9 protein-coding genes and 1 tRNA gene are annotated in these 9,443 nt (G+C 71.5%); 5 read left to right on the forward strand and 5 right to left on the reverse strand.

What is annotated here, in order from left to right; genetic code table 11:
* Positions 1–353: 353 nt before the first annotated feature.
* Together Q0588_RS09085 and Q0588_RS09090 are read right to left on the reverse strand one after the other, a co-directional pair.
* Positions 354–1,100, reverse strand: coding sequence for a serine protease (locus tag Q0588_RS09085; RefSeq protein ID WP_298745635.1), 747 nt, complete (start codon positions 1,098–1,100; stop codon positions 354–356).
* Between the two features lie 9 nt (positions 1,101–1,109).
* A tRNA-Arg gene (locus Q0588_RS09090) sits at positions 1,110–1,186 on the reverse strand.
* A 238-nt stretch (positions 1,187–1,424) separates the two neighbouring features.
* Here Q0588_RS09090 and Q0588_RS09095 point away from each other — a divergent pair.
* Positions 1,425–3,104: a gamma-glutamyltransferase family protein gene (locus tag Q0588_RS09095; RefSeq protein ID WP_298745643.1), complete on the forward strand. Its 1,680-nt coding sequence runs from the start codon at positions 1,425–1,427 to the stop codon at positions 3,102–3,104.
* Between the two features lie 137 nt (positions 3,105–3,241).
* Here Q0588_RS09095 and Q0588_RS09100 read toward each other — a convergent pair whose 3' ends face one another.
* Together Q0588_RS09100 and Q0588_RS09105 are read right to left on the reverse strand one after the other, a co-directional pair.
* Positions 3,242–4,120, reverse strand: coding sequence for a lipid A-modifier LpxR family protein (locus Q0588_RS09100; protein WP_298745636.1), 879 nt, complete (start codon positions 4,118–4,120; stop codon positions 3,242–3,244).
* A gap of 109 nt (positions 4,121–4,229) precedes the next feature.
* Positions 4,230–5,261 (reverse strand): 2'-deoxycytidine 5'-triphosphate deaminase, encoded by a 1,032-nt coding sequence (locus tag Q0588_RS09105; RefSeq protein WP_298745637.1) that lies wholly within the window; start codon positions 5,259–5,261, stop codon positions 4,230–4,232.
* An 81-nt stretch (positions 5,262–5,342) separates the two neighbouring features.
* On the opposite strand from Q0588_RS09105, the gene apaG reads away from it, so the two are divergent.
* Positions 5,343–5,750 (forward strand): Co2+/Mg2+ efflux protein ApaG, encoded by a 408-nt coding sequence (gene apaG, locus Q0588_RS09110; RefSeq protein ID WP_298745638.1) that lies wholly within the window; start codon positions 5,343–5,345, stop codon positions 5,748–5,750.
* Between the two features lie 335 nt (positions 5,751–6,085).
* Here the strand turns inward: apaG and Q0588_RS09115 are convergent, their stop codons facing one another.
* On the reverse strand, positions 6,086–6,604 hold the full coding sequence (locus Q0588_RS09115) for a GcrA family cell cycle regulator (protein ID WP_298745639.1): 519 nt from the start codon (positions 6,602–6,604) through the stop codon (positions 6,086–6,088).
* 320 nt (positions 6,605–6,924) lie between these two features.
* Between Q0588_RS09115 and Q0588_RS09120 the strand changes: the two genes are divergently transcribed.
* The 3 genes from Q0588_RS09120 to Q0588_RS09130 form a co-directional block, all read left to right on the forward strand.
* Positions 6,925–7,746 (forward strand): ABC transporter permease, encoded by an 822-nt coding sequence (locus tag Q0588_RS09120; RefSeq protein ID WP_298745640.1) that lies wholly within the window; start codon positions 6,925–6,927, stop codon positions 7,744–7,746.
* 67 nt (positions 7,747–7,813) lie between these two features.
* Positions 7,814–8,752 carry a M20/M25/M40 family metallo-hydrolase gene (locus Q0588_RS09125; RefSeq protein WP_298745641.1) on the forward strand — a complete coding sequence of 313 codons (939 nt, stop codon included), beginning with the start codon at positions 7,814–7,816 and terminating at the stop codon, positions 8,750–8,752.
* A gap of 110 nt (positions 8,753–8,862) precedes the next feature.
* The coding region (locus Q0588_RS09130; RefSeq protein ID WP_298745642.1) for an aminotransferase class III-fold pyridoxal phosphate-dependent enzyme at positions 8,863–9,443 on the forward strand (581 nt) is incomplete at its 3' end.

The raw sequence follows: 9,443 nt of genomic DNA on the forward strand, positions 1-9,443 counted from the left end.
AAACCAGGGGCTAACCGCCAGGAAAAGCCCGTAAACGGGCTGCCTAAACGCCTCTTCCAGCCCGTTTACGGGCTTCCAAACCAAATACCAGCCTGGGGTTTTCAACCCCAGGCACGTTGGGCGATCCTTGTCCTGACGCTGATGGTCATCTTCGTCCTCCCCGCCTCCGCGCAGACGGGTGGGCAGTTCTGCGTGCGCGCGTTTGAAGACCGCAACGGGAGTCAGACGCGCGACGCCAACGAGCCGCTGCTGGTGCGCGATGTCGTCGTCAACCTGCTGGATGGCAATGGCGTGACGGTGGCGAGCGGCGTGCTGGAAAGCTCGCCGACGGCGGCGCAGGGCATCTTGTGCTTTCAGCGGCTGCCCGCCGGGCAGTACAGCGCGGTCGTCACCAGCGCCGACCTGACGCCGACGACGCCGACCAGCTCGCCGTTTTCGTCGACCACCGGGCCGCCCGAGCTGCCGGGAAGAGAATCGACGCTCGAAGCGATATAGATCGACTCGACCCCACGGAACTCGGCCTTGCCGTAGCCGACGAAGCTGCCCGTGCTCCAGCGCTTGGCCTCGCGATTGAGGCGCAGGGAGCGGCGCTTGCCGACGCCGGGAAAGCCGACGGCGTAAACTTCCTGCCGCAGAGCCTTGTCGCACTGATCGCCGGCCTGCACCGGATTGCCGATGCGCAGTGTGGCGTTCGCCTCGACCTTGACGACGGCCAGATCGTAGGCATCGTCGACGTAAACCGTGCTGACGCCTTGCAGCCGTTGCGGCGGCGCCGCCAGGGTAATGCCGTCGCTCTCGAAGCGGGCCCGGCCAACGTCCTCGGCGAGATAGCGCCGTGGTGCCTGGCAGTCCTCGGCCGCGTGCCCGGCCGTCATGAAGTAGTAGGTCGACGTCTTGCCGCGCTCGGCCCTCCCCACCAGAAACGCGCTGGCGGTGTAGACGCTGCCGTTGCCTTCGCACACGAAGGCATAGACCGACGGCCAGATGGCGCGCACGGCGGCCGGCATCCTGTCGGTGTGGAAGCCCTCTGCAGCAAAAGCGCAGGCCGGCGACGCGCAGGTCAGCAAAACGCCTAGCGCTAATCGGCAGGTCCTGGTCATCGGAATAATTGGCGCGCCCGGAACGATTCGAACGTCCGACCCTCAGATTCGTAGTCTGATGCTCTATCCAGCTGAGCTACGGGCGCGCTTGGCCGCGAACGGCGAGGGCGGGTCTTTAGCGGAGGAGGGACGGGGGGGCAAGACCCGGCGGGCGGCTTTCCCGGGTTGATTTCACGACGACGGGGGTTTCGCCCCGGCCAAGGGCGCGGCAGGTTGCGGGCCTCCCCGTTCCGCCCACCCGGAAATCCCATGCGCCTGTTTCCCCCCTTCCCTTCCCCGACCGTCCGAAGGTCCGTGACCGCCCTCGCCCTCGGCCTCGGCCTGATGCTGGCGGGATGCGCCGGCGGGGCCGGGGGAGGGGCCGGACCGGCGGCGGCGCCCCCGGCCCGCGGGCCCTTCGTGGCGGCCGCCAATCCGCTGGCGGTCGAGGCCGGCCTCGGCGTGCTGCGGCGCGGCGGCTCGGCGGTCGACGCGGCCGTGGCCGTCCAGGCGGTGCTCGGACTGGTCGAGCCGCAGTCCTCGGGCCTCGGCGGCGGGGCCTTCATGATGCTCTACGACGCCGCGACGGGGGAAGTGACCAGCTATGACGGGCGCGAGACCGCCCCGGCCGCGGCGACGCCGGAGCTGTTCCACGAGAACGGCCGGCCGCTGGCCTTCGCCGAGGCGGTGCTGAGCGGCCGCTCGACCGGGACGCCGGGCGCGGTGGCCCTGCTGGCCATGGCCCAGGCCGAGCACGGGCGTCTGGCCTGGAGCGAACTGTTCGGCGAGGCTGGGCGGCTGGCCCGCGACGGCTTCGTGGTCAGCCCGCGGCTGGCCGGCTTCATCGCCGCCCCCGGCGGACAGGCCCGCACCCGCTGGGCCGAGGCCTATTTCACGAAGCCGGACGGAACCCGCTACGGCGCCGGCGACGTGCTGCGCAATCCGGCCTATGCCGACACCGTGGCGACGCTGGCGGCGGGCGGCGCCGACGCCTTCTACCGCGGCCGGATCGCGCGCGAGATCGTCTCGACCGTGCGGCAGGAGCCGCGGCCCGGCGCCCTCGCCGAGGCGGATCTCGCCGCCTACGCGCCGGTCGAGCGCGGGGCCCTGTGCCGACCCTACCGGATCTACGTCGTCTGCGTGCCGCCGCCGCCGTCCAGCGGGGTGGCGGTGCTGCAGCTGCTGGCCATGGCCGGGCTCACGCCCGAGATCCTCGAGGGGCCGGACAGCGCCGACGCCTGGACCGCCTTCGCCCAGCTGCAGCGGCTGATGTACGCCGACCGCGACCGCCATGTCGGCGACCCGGCCTTTGTCCGGGTGCCGGTCCAGGGCCTGCTCGACCCGGCCTATGTGGCGGCGCGCGCGGCCCAGGCCCCGACCCTGGTCGGGGCGGCCGAGCCCGGCTTTCCCCCGGGCGGGGTGTTCGCCGCCCCCGACGCCACGCTCGAGCCGGCCGGCACCTCGCATTTCGTCATCGTCGACGCCGCGGGCAACGCCGTCAGCATGACCACCACGGTCGAGAGCGTGTTCGGCTCGGGCCGGATGGCGGCCGGCTTCTTCCTCAACAATCAGCTGACCGACTTCTCGTTCGATCCGCGGCGTCCCGACGGCGGCCCGGCGGCCAACGCCGTGGCCCCCGGCAAGCGGCCGCGTTCGTCGATGTCGCCGGTGATCATCCTCGACCGGCGCGGCCGTCTGCTCGGCGCCCTCGGCTCGCCGGGCGGGCCGTCGATCCTGGCCTACAACGCCAAGGCCCTGATCGCCGTGCTCGACTGGGGCCTGTCGATGCCGGAGGCCTTCGCCCTGCCCAACCTGGTGGCCAGGGGGGACGGCTTCGGGGCCGACACCGGGCGCTTCCCGGCCGGGCTGCGCGAGGCGCTGGCGGCGCGCGGCGTCGCCCTGAGGCCCAACGCCAGCGAGACCTCCGGCCTGCACGGGGCGATCTGGCGACGGGGCGACGACGGCGTCTGGCGCTGGGACGGCGCCGCCGACGACCGCCGCGAGGGCGTGGCGCGGGCGGAATAGGGGGTAGGGGATGTGGGGGCTAGGGGCTAGGGGATAGGGGCTAGGGAAAGGCTGTTCCCGGCGATCGGATTCGTCTTCTACCTAAGCCCTAGCCCCTAGCCCCTAGCCCCTAGCCCCTAGCCCCTAGCCCCTGGCCCCTATTCCGGCTTGATCGACAGCTGGAAGGCGACCAGCCCTTCGGACACGTCGGTGTCGACGCCGTGGCCGGCGCGCAGCCCCTCGGCCTCGATCTCGCGATAGACCAGGCCGATCGAGCTGTGCACCGGGCCGCGGCGCAGGGCCACGCCCAGCGAGGCGTCGCCGAGGAAGGCCCCGGAATCGTGGCTGACGCCGGAGCGGTTGTAGCCGCCGTCCCGGTCGCGGGCCCAGTTGTAGCCCACCGCCCGGCCCGAGCCGGCGGCGTAGACGTACCAGCGGGCGCGCCGCCCGAAGGCCGCCTCGCCCTCGGGCACCAGCCGGTCGAGGTCGCGGCCGATCTTCAGCGTGGCCCCCGCCTCCGTCACCTGGCCCCGGCTGCCGACCCCGACCCCGAGGTGCGGGGTCAGGGTGACGTCGAGGCCGTTCTCCGTCTGGCCCAGCGTCCCGGTCCAGCCGCGCGTGTAGGTCAGGTCGTAGTGTTCGGCCTCGTAGGTCGCCGCATCCAGCGGCCCGGGGGGCAGGGGCGAGCCGTCGGCGCGGCGCACGCGGCCCTCGGTGCGCAGGCGCAGCCGGTCGCCGCGGGCCTCGCCCCCGTACCAGATGTCCCGGTTGGTGGCGGCCCAGGTCGGCGCGACCTCGCGGGCCGGGGCATAGGCGGTCCATCCGCCGTCCCCGGCCGGGCCGGTCCCGCCGGCGGCGAAGCGCGCGTCGCGGTCGAGGCGGGCCAGCAGGTCGGATACGGTGGTCGGACGCTCGCGCTCGACCCGCCACGGACCCGCCGCCGCCTGGGGCGGTGCGGGCGGCTCCGCGGCCACGACGGAGGCGGGGGCCGCCAGGGCCGCCGCCGCCACGCCCGCACTGAACGTCACAAGACGCATCAACGGTTCCCTCGGTCCGTTAACGGCCCCGAGTCTGCCCGATCCGGGCGGCTGCGCCAACCGACAATTTCCGGTCGGCGAACGTCGCCGGCGCGGCGTGGGTTCCGGGTCACGCCCAGGCGCGGAAATGCTTGGACAGCTTCAGCCCCTGGCTCTGGTAGTGGCCGCCGCCCTCGCCATAGAGTCGCGACGGCCGTTCGGTCAGGGGTTCGTAGACCAGGCGGGCGACGATCTGGCCGTGCTCCAGCAGGAAGGGGGTGTCGTGGGTGCGCACCTCCAGCACCCCTTTCGAGCCGGCCCCGTGCGCCTCGTCGGTGCCGAAGCCCGGATCGAAGAAGCCAGCGTAGTGGACCCGGAATTCGCCCACCGAGGGGTCGATCGGGGTCATTTCGGCGGCCTGCATGACCGGGATCTCGACCGCCTCGCGCGAGGCCAGGATGTAGAATTCGCCGGGGTCCAGCAGCAGCTCGCCGCGCCGCACGCCCAGCGGCTCCCAGAAGTCGCGCGGGTCGTGGCCGGCGATGCGGTCCAGATCGACCACCCCGGCGTGGCGCCGGCCGCGGAAGCCGACGATGGTCCCGTCGGCCCCCTCCAGATCGACGCCGACGCTGCGGGTCGCCAGCCTGGGCGGCTCGCCGGCCTTGAGGCGCAGCTGGTTCAGCCGCGTCCCCGGCCGCACCAGGATGGAGAAGGTCTGCGGGGCGATCTCCAGGTACAGCGGTCCGTCGTAGCCTTCCTCGACGTCGTCGAAACTGGCCCCGCGGTCGGTCAGCAGCCGCACGAAGACATCGACGCGGCCGGTCGAGCTCTTCGGATTGGCGCGGGCGATCAGTCCCCCGGGCAGGGTCAGCCGCTCCTGCAGCCGGGCGATGTAGACGCAGCCCTTCTCCATCACATAGCCGGCCGACAGGTCGATGGCGTGCATGGCCACGTCGGCGATGCGGTCCTCGACCCTGCGCTGCCCCGGCAGGAAGGAGGCGCGCACCCGCCAGGCCCGGTCCGACAGGCGCAGGTCGAGGCTGGCCGGCTGCACCTGGTCGGGGTCGAACGGCGTCTCGGAGGCGATCGCGCCGCCGGCGATCAGGGCTTCGAGGGACTGCGACGGCAGGATGCCGGTGAGGGAGGTCGAAAAGCTCTGCATGGCTCCCGATTACACGATTCCGCGCCCCGTCTCGCCTGTCGTACCGCTTGACCTGCGGGCCGTGAACGCGACCATGGGCGGATGCACGACACGCCCGCCTACGAAGCCGAAACCGAAGGGGTGCTGGTCCGCGTCCGGCCCAGCTACCTGGCCGGCCAGTCCGATCCCGACGGCGGCCGCTGGGTCTGGGCCTACCAGGTCGAGATCGTCAACCTGACCGCCACGCCGATCCAGCTGATGGCCCGGCGCTGGGTCATCACCGACGGCCAGGGCCGGGTCGAGGAGGTGCGCGGGGCCGGGGTGGTCGGCGAACAGCCGGTCATCAGGCCCGGCGAGAGCTACACCTACGCCTCGGGCTGCCCGCTCGGCACGCCAACGGGTTCGATGGTCGGCGGCTACTATATGACGGACGCCTCGGGGCGCTCGTTCGAGGCCGCCATCCCCGCCTTCAGCCTCGACGTGCCGGGCCAGCGGCGGGTGCTGAACTGAAGGAGTGGCTAGTGGCTAGTGATTAGTGGCTGGCCAATGCCGGTGCGACCGCGCGGTCCGAGCCGGCCTTCCGCTAACGAAGAGCCGGTATCACTAGTCACTAATCACTCCCGCCCGCGTAGCGGGTGGGTGAGGGGCTGCGTCAACCCGGATAACCGCAGCCCCGCCCCAGTCTCTCCGCCGCGCGAACGCGGCGGGAGGCGGACGGCGGCCCCTCTAGGAGCCATTCGTGACGGTCGTTGGACCGGAAAGCGACGGGCGCGCGAAACAATGTCCCGCGCACCCGAAAATCGCGCTCAAGCAGCGAGCGACCGCGTCGCGAGCGATAGCGCCCCCTAGATGTACCGACGCAGCGAGCGGGCCAGTTCGGAGGCGCCGTCCTTGCCGCCCTTGCGGACCTGCGGCTGGTAGGCGACCCGGGCGTGCTCGGCGCAGTAGACGCCTTCGGAAGAGCGACGGCCGCAGAAGCTGAACTCGTCCGAGGACGGGTCGCCGATCGGCCATTTGCACATGTGGGCGCCCAGGGTCATCACCGTGGCCGTGCCCGGCAGGTCGGGCATCGGGGCCGGCGCCGCCGCGGCGGCCGGACGCGGCTGCACCGCCTCGATGCGGCGCGGGGCCGACGGGGCCTGGGTCGGCTGGGCGGCGGGACGGGGGCGGGTCGGGCGGAAGGCGGCCCGGGCCGGCTGCGACGGGGCGGCCCGGCCGGACAGGCCGAGGCGGTGCACCTTGCCGATGACGGCGTTGCGGGTGACCCCGCCGCCCAGCTGTTTGGCGATCTGGCTCGCCGACTGGCCTTCCAGCCAGAGCTTCTTCAGCGCGCCGACGCGGTCTTCGGTCCAGCCTGCGGTCATAGCCACCCTCCGGGGTCTCGATTCAACATATGGGGTCGTGACTGCCCTCCCGGGGCCTCGACCTACCACTAATCGTAAACCACACCCTAACAGACGCAAGATGTGCGAATCAGTCCGTCCACAGGAACCAGATGTGGGGGTGGTTAACGGCGCAGGGTGTGGGGTGTGGGGTGTGGGGGGTGTGGGGACGGGGACCCGGCAAGCCGCAATCGTCTGGCCCGGGTCCCCGCAAGCGGAAACGACACCCCACCCCCCACCCCCCACCCCCCACCCCCCACACCCCCCTTGCGCCGCCGCGACCGCCAGCGCATCTGCCCCCCATGACCGACCTCGCCCAGACCCGCCCCTCCGGCCTGCCGCGGCCGCGCTCCTATCCCGGGATCAACTGGATCGGCGTCCAGACCCTCTACCTGCGCGAGGTGCGCCGCTTCTGGAAGGTCGGGGCCCAGACCGTGGCCGGGCCGGTGGTCACCACCCTGCTCTACATGCTGGTCTTCGTGGTGGCGCTACAGGGCTCGCGGCCGCCGCTGCACGGCACGCCCTTCCCGGACTTCGTGGCCCCCGGCCTGATCATGATGGCCATGCTCAACAACGCCTTCGCCAACGCCTCCTCCAGCCTGATCCAGGCCAAGGTGATGAACACGGCGACCGACTTCCTGACCCCGCCGCTCAGCCCGCTCGAACTGACCATCGGCTTCGCCCTCGGCGCCGCGACGCGCGGCCTCGTCGTCGGCCTCGTCACCGCGGTCTGCGTCCTGCCCTTCGCCCGGCTGGGGGTCGCCAACGTCGCCGCCATCGTCTGGTTCGGCGGCCTCGCCTGCCTGATCATGGGCATGCTGGGGGTCTTCGCCGGCCTGTGGGCGCAGAAGTTCGACCAGCTGGCCGCAGTGCAGAATTTCGTCATCATGCCGATGACCTTCCTCAGCGGCACCTTCTACCTGGTCGAACGCCTGCCCGAGCCGTTCGCGACCATCAGCCACTTCAACCCGATCTTCTATCTGATCGACGGCTTCCGCTACGGCTTCATCGGCCAGGCCGAGAGCGTGTTGTGGATCGGCGTGGTCATGAGCGCCGCCCTGACCGTCGGCATGGCGGTCGCCTGCTGGCTGGTGTTCCGCTCGGGCTGGCGGCTGAAGAGCTGACACGGAAGTCAAGGTGCGCGACCGCGCGGGCCGTGCTAGCATGGAACCTCGTCTCAAGGGGGGTTCCATGCTGTTCCGGTCGCCCGCCGCCGCCGCTGCGGCCCTGTTCGCCATCGCCGTCGCCGCTCCGGCGCTCGCCCAGGACATCGACCTGCGCGCCCAGGTCGCCGCCTATGTCCAGCCGAGCAACGCGGCGCGGACCGATGTCGCCGTCGCCCAGCTGCGCGCCGCCGGGTTCGAGCCGGTCATCAAGACCTTCGCCGGGGGCAACCGCCAGACCGGGGCGATGGAGGGCCGCAACGTCGTCGTCACGATCGGCGACGGCCCGCGCGAGATTCTGCTCACCGCCCATTACGACGCCCTGGTGCTGCGCGACGGATCGATATCCCAGGGCGTGATCGACAACGCGGCCTCGGTGGTCGGCGTCATCGAGGCCGCGAAGATCCTCAGGGACAAGCTCCTGAACCACCGCGTCCGCATCCTCCTGTTCGACCAGGAGGAGCTGGGCCTGATCGGCGCGCGCAAATGGATCGAGGCCCACGGCCTGACCAACGTCGCCGCCGTCGTGAACTCCGATATCGCCGGCTATGGCGACACGATGATGTACGGCCTCAACAACGGCCCGCAGTCGGCCGGCGTCACCCGGGCCGTGCGCGAGGTCTGCGCCGAACGCGCCATGCATTGCGTCGGCTATCCGGTCTATCCGCCGTCGGATGATCAAGCCTTCTCCGGGGCCGGTCACGGCGAGGGCGCCGCTCCGGCGGCCGTCGTCCCCACCGTCTCGCTCGGCTTCCAGGACGAGGTCGGCGCCCACCAGGTGTGGCTGGCCCTCAACGGCGGCGAGAGCAACGGACTGGCCGAGGGCTTCGCGCCCCGCATCTTCCAGCTGATCCACTCCGCCGAAGACACCATGGAGGATATCGACCCCGCCACGGTGAAGACCGCCGGCGAGGTCTATGCGGCCCTGGTCGAGCGGCTGGACCGGCAATCGGGCGGTGTTGACTAACCCCGCCCCTCGTCCGACAAGGCCTGACCCTTGTTCCAGCGGTCCCGACGCTATCCGGCGCCGGGGCCGTCTCGCTTTTGGAGGTCCGTTCCGTGTCAACCGAACATCTGATGGGTGTCTACAATCGCGCGCCGCTGGAGGTGGATCGCGGTCAGGGCGCGCGTCTGTGGGCCCGGGACGGGACCGAATACCTCGACTGCGTCATGGGCATTTCGACCAACGCCCTCGGCCACGCCAATCCGATCCTGGTGGCGGCCGTGACCGAACAGGCCGAAAAGCTCTGGCACGTCTCCAACATCTTCAGGATTCCGGGGCAGGAGGCCCTGGCTGACGCCCTGTGCGAGAAGTCCTTCGCCGATGTGGTCTTCTTCACCAATTCGGGCACCGAGGCGGTCGAGTGCGCCCTGAAGACGGCGCGCAAATACCATTCGGCCAACGGCCAGCCCGAGCGGATCGACATCTACGGCTTCGACGGCTCGTTCCACGGCCGCACCTACGGGGCCATCAACGCCGCCGCCAACCCCAGCTACACCAACGGCTTCGGCCCGCCGATGGAGGGCTTCCACCAGCTGGTCTGGGGCGACCGCGAGGCGCTGGAGGCCGCCTTCCGCGATCCGACCACCTGCGCCGTCATCCTCGAGCCGGTCCAGGGCGAGGGCGGCTGCCGCGCCGCGCCGGACGAGGACCTGCG

Source organism: uncultured Brevundimonas sp., from assembly GCF_937870815.1.
GTDB lineage: Bacteria > Pseudomonadota > Alphaproteobacteria > Caulobacterales > Caulobacteraceae > Brevundimonas.

Bases quoted from the DNA above. Each gene is read 5' to 3' on its own strand.
- Q0588_RS09100 (WP_298745636.1), bottom strand. From the start codon at position 4,120: ATGCGTCTTGTGACGTTCAGTGCGGGCGTGGCGGCGGCGGCCCTGGCG.
- apaG (WP_298745638.1), top strand. From the start codon at position 5,343: ATGCACGACACGCCCGCCTACGAAGCCGAAACCGAAGGGGTGCTGGTC.
- Q0588_RS09095 (WP_298745643.1), top strand. From the start codon at position 1,425: ATGCTGGCGGGATGCGCCGGCGGGGCCGGGGGAGGGGCCGGACCGGCG.
- Q0588_RS09125 (WP_298745641.1), top strand. From the start codon at position 7,814: ATGCTGTTCCGGTCGCCCGCCGCCGCCGCTGCGGCCCTGTTCGCCATC.
- Q0588_RS09085 (WP_298745635.1), bottom strand. From the start codon at position 1,100: ATGACCAGGACCTGCCGATTAGCGCTAGGCGTTTTGCTGACCTGCGCG.
- Q0588_RS09115 (WP_298745639.1), bottom strand. From the start codon at position 6,604: ATGACCGCAGGCTGGACCGAAGACCGCGTCGGCGCGCTGAAGAAGCTC.
- Q0588_RS09120 (WP_298745640.1), top strand. From the start codon at position 6,925: ATGACCGACCTCGCCCAGACCCGCCCCTCCGGCCTGCCGCGGCCGCGC.
- Q0588_RS09105 (WP_298745637.1), bottom strand. From the start codon at position 5,261: ATGCAGAGCTTTTCGACCTCCCTCACCGGCATCCTGCCGTCGCAGTCC.